Raw genomic sequence first — 14,267 nt, 5'->3', positions numbered from 1 at the left:
TCGAACTCTGTGTGGAGACGATGCCGTCACGGTTCCTGGCCGTCCGGGACGCATGCCGCCCCGGGGCGGACACAAAAAACAAACGGCCGCCGAGGCGGCGGCCGCTTGGAGTCCCTCTGAGGCAGCAACTGCCTCAAGTACGATCAGTACAGCCGTTCGAAACGCTTGCGCTCACGCTGCAGCTTCTTGGCGTGACGCTTCACGGCCGCTGCCGCCTTGCGCTTGCGAACCGCAGTCGGCTTCTCGTAGCTCTCGCGACGACGCACTTCGGACAGAACGCCGGCTTTCTCGCAGGAACGCTTGAAGCGACGCAGAGCGACGTCGAACGGCTCGTTATCACGTACTTTGACAGAAGGCATTAAGCACTCACCTACCTTGGAATCATGAGTTCGGTTTGAACGCACGCCCCATGTCTGACGCATTCCGTGGCGATGCGTGCCAGGCATGAAAGCTGGCACGACCGGCGATCGTCGGGAATCGGGCGCACGACCCAGTCTTGCAGAGTCGGGTATTTTAGTGACGAACCGCCAGCTTTGCAAACCTCGCCGCTCGCGCCCCAGAGCAATCGCAGTTGGCTTCGACGAGGGCGCCGGAGGCAGGCTGGAGAGGAGGTCCGATGCCAGGGACGGCATCGGTAGCGCCCAGGTAAGGGTTTACAGCGCCTCCTCGCAGGCCTGCCGTAGGCTCAGCCCAAGCCATGTTTCAGTTATCTGCAATAGCCCTGGCTCGCGCCCTGCCGAGGGATCGCCGAAAAGGTTAGAATGCCCCTTTCACCGATCGACGAGCCGAACCATGCGCGTACTGGGGATCGAAACCTCCTGCGACGAAACCGGTGTCGCCCTCTACGACACCGAGCACGGCCTGCTGGCCGACGCCCTCTACAGCCAGATCGCGATGCACGCCGACTTCGGCGGCGTCGTGCCGGAACTCGCCTCCCGCGACCACACCCGCAAGCTGCTGCCGCTGATCCAGCAAGTGCTCGACGATGCCCGCCTGTCCCGCGGCGATCTCGACGGCATCGCCTACACCGCCGGGCCCGGCCTGGTCGGCGCGCTGATGGTCGGCGCCACCACCGCCCACGGCCTGGCTCGTGCCCTGGACCTGCCGGTGCTCGGCGTGCATCACATGGAAGGTCACCTGCTGGCGCCGATGCTCGAGGCCGACCCGCCCGCCTTTCCCTTCGTCGCCCTGCTGGTCTCCGGCGGCCATACCCAGCTGGTGGCAGTGAAGGGGCTCGGCGACTATCGCCTGCTCGGCGAGTCGGTCGACGATGCCGCCGGCGAGGCCTTCGACAAGGCTGCCAAGATGCTCGAGCTGCCCTACCCCGGCGGCCCGCAGGTGGCGAAGCTGGCCGAATCCGGCGACCCGGGGCGCTTTCGCTTCCCGCGACCGATGACCGATCGCCCCGGGCTCGACTTCAGCTTCTCGGGGCTCAAGACCCACACCCTGACCACCGCCCGCGCCCTGCGCGAGGCCGGCGAGCTCGACGACCAGGGGCGCGCCGACATCGCCCGGGCCTTCGAGGACGCGGTGGTCGACACCCTGGTGATCAAGTGCCGCCGCGCGCTGGACGAGACCGGCCTCAAGCGGCTGGTGGTGGCCGGCGGGGTGAGCGCCAACCGGCGCCTGCGCGAGCGGCTCGACGCCGAGCTGACCAAGCGCCGCGCCCGCGCCTACTACCCCCGGGGCCGCTTCTGCACCGACAACGGCGCGATGATCGCCTACGTGGGCGCCCAGCGCCTGCTGGCCGGGGAGCGTGACGCCGACGCCATGCGCGCCGTGCCGCGCTGGCCGCTGGCCGAGCTGACCGCCCCGACCATTGCGTCCTGAAACGACAGGCGATGATCGCGCTCTCCATAACTCCAGCGCCCAGCGCCTGCTGGCCGGCGAGCGCGACGCCGACGCCATGCGCGCCGTGCCGCGCTGGCCGCTGGCCGAGCTGACGCCGCCGCGCGGCGAGCGCTGAGCGCGTTCAGTGCTCGCCAAGGTCGGGACCGCTACGCCCCAGCCGGCGAATGTTCCAGGCATGGCGCAGCAGCACCAGCGCCGCCAGCACGCCGATCACGCCGACGTACTCGGGGGCCAGCCACAGGCCGAGCAGCGGCGCGGCCAGGGCGCTGACCAGCGACGCCACGGCCGCCGTGCGCACCCGCCAGGCCAGCAGTGCCCAGAGCGTCGCGCAGCTCAGCGCCACCCAGGGGGCCAGCACCAGCAACACGCCGAAGGCGCTGGCCACCGCCTTGCCGCCGCGAAAGCCGTACCACAGCGGGTAGCTGTGCCCCAGCAGCACCCCGAAGCCGACCACGCCCTGCGCCCAGGGCGGCAGCTCGGCGGCCCGGGCCAGCCACAGCACCGGCATGCCCTTGGCGGCGTCGACGGCCAGCGTCGCCAGCGCGAGCCGCGCGCCGTGCAGGCGCAGCACGTTGGAGAAGCCGGGATTGCCCGAACCCGAGACACGCGGGTCCGCGACGCCGGCCAGCCGACAGACCCACACGGCGCCCAGCAGGGTGCCGCAGGCATAGCCCAGCCCGGCGAGAACGACGAGGGCGAGAACGAGAGCATCAGGCATGGCGGCAATCCGGAACGCGGCGGCACCCGAGATTCTGCCATGGCGATTCGGTACAATCGACGCTTTACCCATCAGCGGGAGAACGACGTGGACCGCGTGCTGATCGAAGGGCTGACGGTGGAGACGGTGATCGGCGTCTACGACTGGGAGCGCACCATCCGCCAGCGTCTCGAGCTCGACCTGGAGCTGGCCACCGACATCCGCCCCGCCGCGGCGGACGACGACCTGACCCACACCCTCGACTATGCCGCCATCTGCGAAGCCATCGCCGGCTTCGCCGCGGCGAGCCGCTTCGGCCTGGTCGAGACCTTCGCCGAGCGTCTCGCCGCGCACCTGCGCGAGGCCTTCGGCATCAGCGGGCTGCGCCTCACCGTGCGCAAGCCCGGCGCCGTCGCCGCCGCCCGCGCGGTGGGCGTGAGCATCGAGCGGGGGACCCTCTGATGGCGCGCGTGGTGGTCAGCATCGGCAGCAACATCGAGCGCGAGCACCATGTGTGCCGCTGCCTGGATGCGCTGGATGCCGCCTTCGCGAACCTGCGCCTGTCCCGGGTCTTCGAGAGCGTGCCGGTCGGGTTCGAGGATGGGCGCAACTTCTACAACCTGGTCGCGGCCGTCGACAGCGAGGCCACGGTGGGCGAACTGCGGGCCTGGTGCAAGCGCCTGGAGTTCGTCCACGGCCGCCGCCCGGACAGCCCCAAGTACAGCCCCCGGCGCCTCGATGTCGATCTGCTCACGGTGGGCGAGCTGACCGGGCACATCGACGGCGTCGACCTGCCCCGCGACGAGATCCTCACCAGCGCCTTCGTCCTGCAGCCGCTCGCCGAACTGCTGCCGGAGGCCCGCCACCCAGGCCGCGGCGAGCGCTACGCCGACCTGTGGTCGCGCTTCGACGCCGGCGACCAGCCGTTGTGGCCGGTCGCCTTCACCTGGCGCGGCCGGCGCATCTCGAGCCCCGACCCGGCGCCCGCCTCCGGCCGATGATGTCGCGGGGACGATTCATGCCACGTCCAGCGCCGCGGCGATCGCCGCCTGCCGCCGCCGGGCGAGCTCCGCGCCCAGCGCCCCGCCCTTGAAGCCCTCGTCGAGCAGATCCCGCGGCGACACCGCGGCCGCCGCCCGCCAGGCCCGCGAGACGGGCACGGCCAGCGCGGCGTGCTCGCGCTCGAGCAGGGCCAGCAGCGGTGCCACCCGCTCGCTGCGCCGCCAGGCATCGATGCCGTCGAGCCAGGCGCGAAGCCGCTCGGCGGTCAGTGCCTGCGGCGTCGACGCCTCCCGCCACAGCCGCCGGGTCAGCGCCACCTGACGCGCCAGGTCGGAAAAGGCGTTGGGCACCTTGAGCCGGGCCTGCAGCGCCGCCCGCGCCGGGTCGTCGAGAGACTCGCAGAGCCGCGCCCAGCGCCACTGTGCCGACGTGCCAGCCTCGGTTTCCGGCAGACGCTCGAGGCGCGCCAGGGCCGCCTCGAGCACGGTCCGGTCGGCGGCCAGCTCGGGCATCAGCACGGCGAGCGCGCCGCAGTCCATCAGGCAGGCGAAATAGGCCGCCGCGTCCCGCTCGCCCAGCGCCTTCTCGGTTTCGGTCCATACCCGTTCGGCCACCAGGTGAGCAAGCTCGCCGCTCTCGGCCAGCCGGCGCATCAGCGCGACGGTGTCGTCGGCGATGCGAAAGCCCAGCGAACGATAGCGGGCCAGAAAGCGCGCCGTGCGCAGCACCCGCAGCGGGTCCTCGACGAAGGCCGGGGAGACGTGGCGCAACCGCCGTGCCGCGAGATCGACGCGGCCGTGGAAGGGGTCGACCAGGGTGCCGTCCGGCGACTCGGCCATGGCGTTGATGGTCAGGTCGCGCCGCTCGAGATCCTCCTCGAGCGTCACCGACGGGTCGGCATGGACCACGAAGCCGGTATAGCCGTGGCCCTGCTTGCGCTCGGTACGCGCCAGGGCATATTCCTCGTGGGTCTCGGGATGCAGGAACACCGGAAAGTCGCGTCCCACCGGCTTGAAGCCGCGCCGGGTCATGGCCTCCGGCGTGGCCCCCACCACCACCCAGTCCCGATCGACCACCGGCCGGCCGAGCAGCGCATCGCGCACCGCGCCGCCCACCCGGTAGACCGCGAGCCCGTCGAGACGCGGGTCGCGGGTCATCGCGCGACCCGCTGCGGGTGGCGGTGCTCCCAGTCGGTGAAGCCGCCGTCGAGGCTGTAGACACGCTCGAAGCCCTGTCCCGCCAGCCAGGTCGCGGCCTGCTGGCTGGAATGGCCGTGGTAGCAGACCACCACCAGGGTCGCGTCGTGGGGCGTGGCGTCGATCAGCTCGCCGACGGTGGCGTTGTCGACGTGGCGGCTGCCGGGGATGTGCCCGCGCGAGAAGCTCAGCGGGTCACGGATGTCGACCAGGGTCACGGCGGCGCCGTCGTCCAGCCAGCGGGTCAGGGTGGCGTGATCGAGGTGTTCGAAGGCGGGTTGCGTCATGCAGACCTCCCGGGAAAGTGTGCGGGCGACGCGTCAACGCCGCGTCGTGCAGGGTACGCTGACCCGTGTGCCGTCGGCCAGGTCCAGGGCGGTGAGAGAGCCGCCCCACACGCAGCCGGTGTCCAGCGCCTCGACCCGCACCGCGGCCTGCGGCGCCTGCCCTTCCAGCGCCGCCCAGTGGCCAAACAGGATGCGCGGATCGTCGTCGCGGGCATAGCGGAACCAGGGGGCATAGCCCGGCGGCGCCGAGTCCAGCCCCTCCTTGGCGTCGAAGTCGAGCGTGCCGTCGGCGGCGATGAAGCGCATGCGGGTGAAGACGTTGACGATCGCCCGCAGCCGGTCGACGCCCGTCAGGTCGTCGCGCCAGCGCGCCGGGGTGTTGCCGTAGAGTTGCGTGAGAAACTCGCCGGCCCGCTCGCCACGCAGGCAGGCGGCGACCTCGTCGGCCAGCGCGCTGGCCTGGTCGAGCCCCCAGTGCGGCAGCAGCCCGGCATGGGTCATGAGGGTGCGGTCGGCGGTGCCGCGACCGTCGTCGACCCACAGCGGGCAGCCCTGCAGCCAGTCGAGCAGTGCCGTGGCGTCGGGTGCCTCGAGAATCGGCGCCAGGGTGTCCTTGCGCTTGAGCCCCTGCCCGCCGCGCGCCACGGCCAGCAGGTGCAGGTCGTGATTGCCCAGCACCACGCGCGCCGCATCGCCCAGCGCGGCCACTTCGCGCAGGCAGGCCAGCGAGCCCGGACCGCGGTTGACCAGGTCGCCGGCGATCCACAGGGTGTCGCGGCCCGGGTCGAAGCTCAGTCGCTCGAGCAGGGCGACGAACTCGGCATGGCAGCCCTGCAGGTCTCCGATGGCATAGGTCGGCATGAAATCCTCGCACTCGGGTCGGTGAAACCGTCAGTGAACCTGGTTGGGGCCGGCCAGGCGGAACGGCGCGATGGGCACCTCGAAGGGCCGGCTGGCGGCCGTGTCCAGGCAGGTATAGGCCCCTTCCATGACCCCCACCGGCGCTTCCATGACGGCGCGGCTGGTATAGCGGAAGGTCTGCCCCGGGGCGATCATCGGCTGCTTGCCGACCACCCCCTTGCCGCGCACCTCCCGCACCTGGCCGCTGCCCTGGGTGATCCGCCAGTAACGCGCCAGCAGCTGGATCGACTGCGACGAATGGTTGTGCACGGTGATGGTGTAGCTGAAGACGTAGCGCTGCTCGGCGGGCGATGATTCATCGGCCCGGTACTGCGGCACCACATCGACATGCACGGCCTCGCTCAACGCCTCGATCACGATGCTTCTCCCGCCAGGTGGTTGGTGATGGCGACCAGTTCGGCCACGCTCAGGGTCTGCGGCCGCCGCGAGGGATCGATGCCCAGTGCCTCGAGCGCTTCGCCGGACAGCCGCCCCTTGAGGTTGTTGCGCAGCGTCTTGCGCCGCTGATTGAAGGCCTCGCGCACCACGTCGGCGAACAGCGCCTCGTCCGTCGCCGGATGCGGCAGCTCGGCGTGGGGCTCCAGCCGCACGATCGCGGAATCCACCTTGGGCCGCGGCGTGAACGCCTCGGGCGGCACGGTGAACAGCGCCGTCACGCGGCAGTGATACTGGGCCATGATCGACAGCCGCCCCCAGTCGGTGCTGCCGGGCGTGGCAGCCAGCCGGTCCACCACTTCCTTCTGCAGCATGAAGTGCATGTCGGCGATCGCCGCGCGCGACTCGAGCAGATGGAAGATCAGCGGCGTGGAGATGTTGTAGGGCAGGTTGCCCACCACCCGCAGCGGCTCGCCGTCACCGCGCAGTGCCGCGAAGTCCAGGGTCAGGGCGTCGCCCTCGTGGATCACGAACTCGGGATGGTTGAAGAACTGCACGCGCAGGCCCGGGATCAGGTCGCGGTCCAGCTCGATCACCTCCAGCACGCCGTCGGTCGCCTCGACCAGCGGCTCGGTCAGGGCCCCCTGGCCGGGGCCGATCTCGACCAGGCGCTGCCCGGGGCGCGGCGCGATGGCGCGCACGATGCGCGAGATGACGCCCGGGTCGCGCAGGAAGTTCTGGCCGAAGCGCTTGCGGGCGCGGTGCCGGGGCGGCCGAGTGTCGGTGGTGCGAGAAGGCATCGAAAGCGAATTCCTTGGATAAGACGAACGTCGGGCGAACCGCCGGGCAGCATCAGCCCCGACGGGCTCGCGCCATGTCGGCGGCCATGCTCAGCGCGACCTGCAGGCTGCCCGTGTCGGCGCGGCCGCTGCCGGCCAGGTCGAGCGCCGTGCCGTGATCCACCGAGGTACGGATGATCGGCAGCCCCAGGGTGATGTTGGCGGCGCGGCCGAAGCCGGCGTACTTGAGCACCGGCAGCCCCTGGTCATGATACATCGCCAGCACCGCATCGATCCCGTGCAGGTGGCGCGGGGTGAACAGGGTGTCCGCCGGCAGCGGGCCGACGAGATCGAGACCGGCTTCGCGCAGCCGCGCCAGGGTCGGCTCGATCACCTCGATCTCCTCACGCCCCAGGTGCCCGCCCTCGCCGGCGTGAGGATTCAGACCGCACACCGCGATACGCGGCCGAATGATACCGAACTGGCGCTTGAGATCCGCGTCGAGGATCGTCAGCACGCGGCTCAGCCCCGCGGCGTCGATGGCATCGGCCACCTCGCGCAGCGGCAGATGGGTGGTGGCCAGGGCCACGCGCAGCGCCCGGCCGGCGGCGTCATCGCCGTGAGCGAGCCGGGTGGCGAGCATCATCACCACCTCGTCGACACCGCAGGCGTCGCGCAGGTACTCGGTATGCCCGGTGAAGCCGGCATGGCCGCCGTCGATGATCACCCCCTTGTGCAGCGGCGCGGTGACCATCGCCTGCGCCCGCCCGTCGCGGCAGGCGGCGATGGCCACGTCGAGCGTCTCGAGCACGTAGCCGGAGTTGGCCGGGTCGAGCACGCCCGGCTCGGCGGGCGCCGCCAGCGCCACCGGCCAGACCGGCAGCACGCCGGGGCGCGGGGCGGGCAGCGCCGCACCGGGGTCGCAGGGCTCGAGCACCAGATCGAGTCCCAGTCGCCGGGCACGCTCGGCGAGCAGCGCCGGATCGCCGATCGCCACGATCCGCCCGGGCAGCGCCGATGCCGTGGCGGCCAGCTGCAGGGTCAGGTCGGGGCCGACCCCGGCCGGCTCGCCGGTGGTCAGGGCCAGCACGGGCGTGGTGCTCATGACGAGGTGTCGAGGCGCTCGTCGACATAGGCCTCGGCGCGGATCTGCTGCTGCCAGGCCTCGAGCTCGTCGTTGACCTTGCGCTGGAACAGCGTCTGGCGAACCTTGTCGCGACGGGCCTCGTCGCTCACGTCGCGCTGGCGCCGGTTCTCGACCTGGATGATGTGATAGCCGAAGCGCGAGCGTACCGGCTGGCTGATCTCGCCGACCGCCAGGCGGCTGGCGGCATCCTCGAAGGCCGGCACCATCTGCCCCGGGCGCACCCAGCCCAGCTCGCCGCCGTTGAGCGCGCTGCCGCGATCGTCGCTGACCTGCTGGGCGACGCTGGCGAAGTCCTCGCCGCCCATGATGCGCGCCCGCGCCTGCTCGGCGAGCCGGCGGGCCTGATCGGCATCGCGGTTGGGATTGGTCTGGATCAGGATGTGGCGGATCTTCTGCTCCTGGACCAGCGTGGGCTTTTGATCCTGGCCGCCCTTGCGCTCGAGCAGCTTGACCAGGTGGAAGCCGCTGGGGCTGCGCAGGGGCTGGCTGACATCGCCCACCGCCAGCGTCGGCACCACATCGGCGAAGACCGTGGGCAGCTCGGCGCCGCTGCGCCAGCCCAGGTCGCCGCCCTGCAGGGCGTTGGCACCATCGGATTGCGCGGCCGCGAGCTCGGCGAAGTCGGCGCCGTCCTGCAGGCGCTGATAGAGCGACTCGGCCTGCTGCTGCGCCTGACGCACCTGGTCCGGCGACGGCGACTGGGGCAGCGCCACCAGGATGTGGCCCAGGTGATAGCGGACATTGGCATCGGCGCCCTGCTGCGCCAGGTAGCGATCGACTTCCTGGTCGGAAATCTTGACCTGGCTGGCCACGCGGCGCTCCTGGAGCTGGCGGATCAGCATCTGGCGGCGCACCTGGTCGCGCACGTCGGCCAGCGTCAGGCCGTCCTTCTTCAGGGCCTCGGCGAACTGGTCGAGACTCATGCCATTGTTCCTGGCGACCGAGCGCACGGCCCGGTTGAGCTCGGTATCGTCCACCGTCAGGTTGGCCTTCTTCGCCATCTGCAGCTGGATCTGCTCGAGCACCATGCGGTCGAGCACCTGCTGGCGCAGCACCGAATCGGGCGGCAGGTCGATGTTGCGCTTGGCCAGCTGGCTGCGCGCCTGGGCCACCCGGTCGGCGAGTTCGCTGGCCATGATGGCGTCGTCGTTGACCACCGCGACGATCCGGTCGAGCGGCTGCTCGGCGGCCGACGCCACGCCGGAGACGGCCAGCACCAGCGCCAGACCGAGCGATGCAAACAGACCTCTGCGCATGAAAAACCTCGTTACGTTCAGAATCGGGTCGGTTGATATCCGGGAATGGACTGCACGAAGACGTTGTCGGTTCCCTGGCCGACGCCGCCCAGCCCCTTGAGCACGAACCGCAGGAACAGCCCGCTGTCCGTGTAATCGTCGGCGATGGTATTGGCAGTGTCGTTGTCCTCGATCCATTCGCGCCAGGCCACCTGGACACCGTAGCAGCAGTCGTTCCACTGCACGCCGAGCAGCTTGTCCAGCGCCCGGCGGTTGGTGTTGTCGTAGGTGTAGCGGCCGATCAGGTCGAGCTGCGAACCGGCCTTGTAGGCGAAGGACACGTCGAAGTCCTCGCGATTGTAGCCCAGCTGGTCCTCGGGGTCCCCGGAGGGATCGAAGCCCTGGAGCTCCCAGCGATAGCCCAGGTTGAGGACATGCCCCGCCGGATGCCGGTAGCGCAGGTAGGCGGCGCTGCGTTCGGTCAGCTGGCGATGCGCATCGTAGAGCCACTCGTAGCGGGTGCTCCAGCGCTCGCTGAGCTGCCAGTCGAGGCGCGTGACCACCGGCGAGTGATCCCGCGTGGCATCGTACCAGCGGGCGGGCTGGGTCTGGCGATCCGGCAGCGCGAGATCACCCTCCATGCCGATGACCCGGTCGTCGAAGTAGGTGCTGCGGCCGACGCTCAGCGCGAACCGCTCGCGACCGCTGGCATCCTCGAGAAAGCGTGTGCTCAGCCCGTAGGAGACCTTGTTGACGTCGCCCACCCGGTCGCTGCCGACGAAGCGGTACGGCGACCACAGCCGGTCGTAGGAGAACGCCTGGGCGTCGGTGTCGAAGTCGGGAAACTCGCTCTGGTCGCGCGCCGGCACGTAAGCGTAGTAGAGGCGCGGCTCCAGCGTCTGCCGCCAGGCCTCGCCGAACAGCTGCGCATCGCGCTCGAAGGTCAGCCCCGCATCCAGCGAGGAGACCGGCACGGTGCGACTCAGCGAGGTATCACGCGTGGTGTCGAGCTCCTGGTAATCGAGCTGATAACGAGTGTCACGCAGCGTGAAGCGCGGCTCGAGAAAGCCCCAGGGGCGCTCGAAGCGCCAGCCCACCGTCGGCGCCAGGTCCAACCGGGTGCCCACGGCCGCCTCGCGGATCGGCACCTGGCGCGCATCCACGTCGCGCCAGAAATAGGTCACGTTGGACCGCCACTGGGTGTAGAAGCCGCCGGGCCGGCTCCAGCGGGCATCGGCGGTGAGGCTGGGCAGCCGGTAGAAGGGCTTGTCGCGGTCGAGCAGCGGGTAGTCGAGATACTGGTAGCCCTGCGCCCTGGCCTGCAGGTGCCAGGTGTTGCCGTTGTAGTCGAGCTGCGCCAGCCGCGGCAGGTAGTCGGTGCCCATCTCGGCGAAGCTGCGGCCGAAGTCGTCGAAGTAGCGGCCATCGCTGGCGGCGCCGTAGCGCAGCCGATACGGGGTTCGCGACGAGAAGCGCCCGGCGTGGCGATAGTCGATGTACCAGCGATCCTCCCCCTCGAAGGCGTTGGCGGGATCGTTGGGATTGGCGTGGCTGCCGCCCTGATCGTTGGCCAGGTAGGCGCCCTCGATCTGGCCGGCATCCTCGCCGAACAGGTAGCGGAACTGGCCGCCGAGCATCATGCCGTGATTGCTGATCCAGCGCGGCGTGAGGGTGGCGTCGTAGTTGGGCGCCAGGTTCAGGTAGTAGGGCTGGGTATAGTCGAGCCCGCCCCCGGTGAAGCCGAAGGTCGGCCACAGGAAGCCGGACTGGCGGCGATCGTCGAGCGGGAAGCGGACCCACGGCCAGTAGAAGACCGGCACGTGGCCGACCTCCAGCCGGGCGTGCCTCGCCGTGCCGTAGCCCGCCTGGCGATTCAGGATCACGTCGCTGCCCACCACCCGCCACAGCCGGCTGCCGGGCTCGCAGGTGGTGAAACTCGCCTCGCGCAGGCGATAGCGGCCATCCGCGAGGCGTGCCAGGCGCACCGCGTCGCCCCGCAGACGCTGGCCGTGGAGCACGTAGTGGGCGGTATCGACGCTCGCGGCGTCGCTGTCCAGGGACAGCTGGCCGGCCCCGCCGCGCACCAGCACGCCCTGGTCGCGCAGGGTCAGCGGCCCTTCGGCGAAGGCGGTATCACGCGCCGCGTTGACCCGCACCTGCGGCGCCTCGAGCTGGCTGCTGCCGCGGCGCAGCACCACCTCGCCGCGCAGGATCGTCTCCCCCGAATCGCCGTACTCGGCCTGGTCGGACGTCGAACGCACCTCGCGGGGCGTATCCCCCGGGGGCAAGCGATAGGCCGGCATCACGTAACGACCGCGACAGACGGCACCGGCCGGAGCATCGTCGCCCCACGGCTGCCAGTCGAGCTGGGCCGCCGGCAGGGGGGGCGGCGGCGCGGCCTGGGCACCGTGGGCGACCAGGCCGGCCAGGGCAGTCCACAACAATCGCTTGCCCATGGGTCCTCGTGTCCTTGGCGTTTGGAATCGGTATTATACAGTCCCCGTGACGCACGTCCTCCCCGAGCGCGGGGCGCGACGTGGCAGCCCCTGAGCATGCGGCGGCGAATCCACCCCGTCAACCAAGGAGAGCGCATGTCCGACGCGCCACACACCGCCCGCCGTGAGGCCCTGCGCCGCTGGGCCGGGCGGCTTCATGACCGTCCTCCCGAAGCCCTGGACATCGCGCCGGCGGCCGGCGACGCCAGCTTCCGGCGCTACTACCGGCTGTGGCTGGACGACGCCACCTCGCGCATCCTGATGGACGCGCCGCCCGAGCAGGAGGACAGCCGCCCCTTCGTGGCCATCGCCGAGGCCTGGCGCGCGGCCGGCCTGCCGGTGCCGGCGATTCACGCCCGGGACCTGACGCAGGGTTTCCTCGAGCTGGAAGATCTCGGCGACGCGCCGCTGCACACCTGCCTGGGCGCCGGCGAGATGAGGGACGCGGCCTGCTACGACGACGCCCAGGCCCTGCTCGGCGAGTTGCAGAACCGCGCGCCCGGCGAGGCATTGCCTGTCTACGACGCCGCCCTGCTGGGACGCGAGCTGGACCTGTTTCCCGAGTGGTGTCTGACGCGTCTGCTGGACATGCCTCCGCCCCCGGGGTGGACGGCGCTGCGCGAGCGGCTGATCGAGGTCGCGCTGGCTCAGCCACAGGTCGTCGTGCACCGCGACTTCGATGCCATGAACCTGATGCGCCATCGCGACCGGCTGTGGCTGATCGACTTCCAGGATGCCGTGCTGGGACCGCTGAGCTACGACCTGATCTCGCTGCTGCGCGGGCGCTACCGGCGCTTCTCGCGCGCGGCCTTCCGCGAACGCGTCGAGGCCTTCCGCCGGCGCGCCGTGCTCGACGGCCGGCTCAGCGGCCAGCTCGACGCCGAGACGTTCCTTTTCCAGGCCGACGCCATGGCGGCGCAGCGCTCACTCAAGGTGCTGGGCATCTTCTGCCGGCTGACACTGCGCGACGGTCGCCGCGGCTACCTCGAGCGCCTGCCGCGGTTTCTCGACCACCTGCGCGACAGCCTGACGCCCTGGCCGGAATTCGCCGCCTTCGATGCCTGGCTGGCGGACACCTTCACGCCGGCCCTGGCATCGGCACTCACTGCACGCCGGGAGCCGACGCCATGAAGGCGATGGTGCTGGCCGCCGGGCTGGGCACGCGCATGCGCCCACTCACCGATCACTGCCCCAAGCCGCTGCTCGAGGCGGGCGGCCGGCCGCTGATCGTTCACCATCTGCAGCGCCTGGCGGCGCTGGGCATTCGCGAGGTGGTGATCAACGTCAGCTACCGCGCCGCGCAGATCGTCGACGCCCTGGGCGACGGCGCGGCGCTGGGCCTGCGACTGCACTTCAGCCACGAGCCCGAGCCGCTGGAGACCGGCGGCGGCATCCGCCAGGCGCTGGGGCTGCTCGGCGAGGCACCCTTCCTGCTGGTCAACGGCGATGTGTGGTGCGAGCTGGACCCACGCTGGCTGGCGCCGCTCGACGGCGACCTGGCGCGGCTGGTGCTGGTCGACAACCCGCCGCACCACCCCGGAGGCGACTTTCACCTCGACCCGCAGGGCCGCGTGCGGGCCGACGGCCGGCCCCGACTGACCTTCGCCGGCGTCAGCCTGCTCGACCCGGCCCTGGTCGCCGACCAGCCACCCGGCGCCTTCAAGCTGGCGCCGTTGCTGCGTGCGGCGATGGCAGACGAACGCGTCGCAGGCTGTCATCATGACGGCCACTGGGTGGATGTCGGCACACCGCAGCGCCTGGCGGAACTGGATAGCTGGCTGCGCCGCCACGGGTAGTCTTTTCGTCGCCGACACACTCCCACCGACTCACGATACAGGAGCCCGCTTTCATGAAAGCCCACGTCAAATGGACCGATGGCCGCCAGTTCGTCGCCGAATCCGGCAGTGGCCACAGCGTGGTCATCGACGGCCCGCCCGATCACGGCGGCCGCGACACTGGCCCGCGCCCCATGGAGATGCTGCTGATGGGCATGGGAGCCTGCACGTCATTCGACGTGCTGGAGATCCTCGAGAAATCCCGCGCGCCGGTGAGCGACTGCGTCGCCGCCCTCGAAGCCGAGCGGGCCGACAGCGTGCCGAGCGTGTTCACCAGGATCCACGTGCACTTCACGGTCACCGGCCGGGGCCTCAAGGACAAGCAGGTCAAGCGTGCCGTGGAGCTGTCCGCCGACAAGTACTGCAGCGCCTCGATCATGCTCGCCCAGGGTGGCGTCGAGATCACCCACTCCTACGAGATCGTCGAGGAAGACGCCTAACCCCAGC

General features: G+C 70.7%; 17 protein-coding genes. 7 read left to right on the top strand and 10 right to left on the bottom strand.

Features of this window, described 5'->3' with window-relative positions; genetic code table 11:
• Positions 1-143: 143 nt before the first annotated feature.
• Positions 144-359 carry a 30S ribosomal protein S21 gene (rpsU, locus tag G7A98_RS14460; RefSeq protein WP_031382407.1) on the bottom strand — a complete coding sequence of 72 codons (216 nt, stop codon included), beginning with the start codon at positions 357-359 and terminating at the stop codon, positions 144-146.
• Positions 360-792: 433 nt separating this feature from the next.
• On the opposite strand from rpsU, the gene tsaD reads away from it, so the two are divergent.
• Together tsaD and G7A98_RS14450 are read left to right on the top strand one after the other, a co-directional pair.
• On the top strand, positions 793-1,830 hold the full coding sequence (tsaD, locus tag G7A98_RS14455) for a tRNA (adenosine(37)-N6)-threonylcarbamoyltransferase complex transferase subunit TsaD (protein ID WP_163650386.1): 1,038 nt from the start codon (positions 793-795) through the stop codon (positions 1,828-1,830).
• Positions 1,820-1,966 carry a hypothetical protein gene (locus G7A98_RS14450; protein WP_163650385.1) on the top strand — a complete coding sequence of 49 codons (147 nt, stop codon included), beginning with the start codon at positions 1,820-1,822 and terminating at the stop codon, positions 1,964-1,966. Before tsaD ends, G7A98_RS14450 begins: the two co-directional genes overlap by 11 nt.
• Before the next feature lie 6 nt (positions 1,967-1,972).
• Here G7A98_RS14450 and plsY read toward each other — a convergent pair whose 3' ends face one another.
• Positions 1,973-2,569, bottom strand: a complete 597-nt coding sequence (gene plsY, locus G7A98_RS14445; RefSeq protein ID WP_163650384.1) for a glycerol-3-phosphate 1-O-acyltransferase PlsY — start codon at positions 2,567-2,569, stop codon at positions 1,973-1,975.
• Between the two features lie 87 nt (positions 2,570-2,656).
• Here plsY and folB point away from each other — a divergent pair, with 87 nt between their 5' ends.
• Positions 2,657-3,010 carry a dihydroneopterin aldolase gene (gene folB / locus G7A98_RS14440; RefSeq protein ID WP_163650426.1) on the top strand — a complete coding sequence of 118 codons (354 nt, stop codon included), beginning with the start codon at positions 2,657-2,659 and terminating at the stop codon, positions 3,008-3,010.
• Complete coding sequence (gene folK, locus G7A98_RS14435; protein WP_163650383.1) at positions 3,010-3,549, top strand: 2-amino-4-hydroxy-6-hydroxymethyldihydropteridine diphosphokinase; 540 nt, start codon at positions 3,010-3,012, stop codon at positions 3,547-3,549. Before folB ends, folK begins: the two co-directional genes overlap by 1 nt.
• Before the next feature lie 15 nt (positions 3,550-3,564).
• Here folK and G7A98_RS14430 read toward each other — a convergent pair whose 3' ends face one another.
• Genes G7A98_RS14430 through G7A98_RS14395 form a run of 8 tightly spaced genes read right to left on the bottom strand, consistent with a single transcriptional unit; the run spans position 3,565 to position 11,946 of the window.
• A complete protein-coding gene (locus tag G7A98_RS14430) occupies positions 3,565-4,707 on the bottom strand; it encodes a polynucleotide adenylyltransferase (protein WP_163650382.1) in 1,143 nt (380 codons plus the stop codon).
• Entirely contained in the window at positions 4,704-5,033 is a 330-nt protein-coding gene (gene glpE, locus G7A98_RS14425) for a thiosulfate sulfurtransferase GlpE (protein WP_163650381.1), read from the bottom strand. The genes G7A98_RS14430 and glpE overlap by 4 nt, the downstream gene beginning before the upstream one ends.
• A gap of 33 nt (positions 5,034-5,066) precedes the next feature.
• Positions 5,067-5,894: a symmetrical bis(5'-nucleosyl)-tetraphosphatase gene (locus G7A98_RS14420; protein ID WP_163650380.1), complete on the bottom strand. Its 828-nt coding sequence runs from the start codon at positions 5,892-5,894 to the stop codon at positions 5,067-5,069.
• 30 nt (positions 5,895-5,924) lie between these two features.
• The gene (gene apaG, locus G7A98_RS14415) at positions 5,925-6,308 is read right to left on the bottom strand and encodes a Co2+/Mg2+ efflux protein ApaG (RefSeq protein ID WP_163650425.1); all 384 of its coding nucleotides are present in this window, start codon (positions 6,306-6,308) and stop codon (positions 5,925-5,927) included.
• A complete protein-coding gene (gene rsmA / locus G7A98_RS14410; protein ID WP_163650379.1) occupies positions 6,308-7,129 on the bottom strand; it encodes a 16S rRNA (adenine(1518)-N(6)/adenine(1519)-N(6))-dimethyltransferase RsmA in 822 nt (273 codons plus the stop codon). Before rsmA ends, apaG begins: the two co-directional genes overlap by 1 nt.
• 52 nt (positions 7,130-7,181) lie before the next feature.
• On the bottom strand, positions 7,182-8,213 hold the full coding sequence (gene pdxA / locus G7A98_RS14405) for a 4-hydroxythreonine-4-phosphate dehydrogenase PdxA (protein WP_163650378.1): 1,032 nt from the start codon (positions 8,211-8,213) through the stop codon (positions 7,182-7,184).
• On the bottom strand, positions 8,210-9,511 hold the full coding sequence (locus G7A98_RS14400) for a peptidylprolyl isomerase (protein WP_163650377.1): 1,302 nt from the start codon (positions 9,509-9,511) through the stop codon (positions 8,210-8,212). The genes pdxA and G7A98_RS14400 overlap by 4 nt, the downstream gene beginning before the upstream one ends.
• Positions 9,512-9,528: 17 nt before the next feature.
• Positions 9,529-11,946, bottom strand: a complete 2,418-nt coding sequence (locus tag G7A98_RS14395) for an LPS-assembly protein LptD (protein WP_163650376.1) — start codon at positions 11,944-11,946, stop codon at positions 9,529-9,531.
• A 135-nt stretch (positions 11,947-12,081) separates the two neighbouring features.
• On the opposite strand from G7A98_RS14395, the gene G7A98_RS14390 reads away from it, so the two are divergent.
• The 3 genes from G7A98_RS14390 to G7A98_RS14380 are packed head-to-tail and all read left to right on the top strand — an operon-like array spanning position 12,082 to position 14,260.
• On the top strand, positions 12,082-13,116 hold the full coding sequence (locus G7A98_RS14390; protein WP_163650375.1) for a phosphotransferase: 1,035 nt from the start codon (positions 12,082-12,084) through the stop codon (positions 13,114-13,116).
• Positions 13,113-13,781 (top strand): N-acetylmuramate alpha-1-phosphate uridylyltransferase MurU, encoded by a 669-nt coding sequence (gene murU / locus G7A98_RS14385; protein ID WP_163650374.1) that lies wholly within the window; start codon positions 13,113-13,115, stop codon positions 13,779-13,781. The genes G7A98_RS14390 and murU overlap by 4 nt, the downstream gene beginning before the upstream one ends.
• 53 nt (positions 13,782-13,834) lie before the next feature.
• A complete protein-coding gene (locus tag G7A98_RS14380) occupies positions 13,835-14,260 on the top strand; it encodes an OsmC family protein (RefSeq protein WP_163650373.1) in 426 nt (141 codons plus the stop codon).
• The last annotated feature ends 7 nt before the right edge of the window (positions 14,261-14,267 follow it).

Source organism: Modicisalibacter sp. 'Wilcox', assembly GCF_010993675.1.
Classification (GTDB): Bacteria; Pseudomonadota; Gammaproteobacteria; order Pseudomonadales; family Halomonadaceae; genus Modicisalibacter; species Modicisalibacter tunisiensis.
Note: the sequence above shows the minus strand (reverse complement) of the source record. Positions and strands in the feature narration are given on the sequence as shown.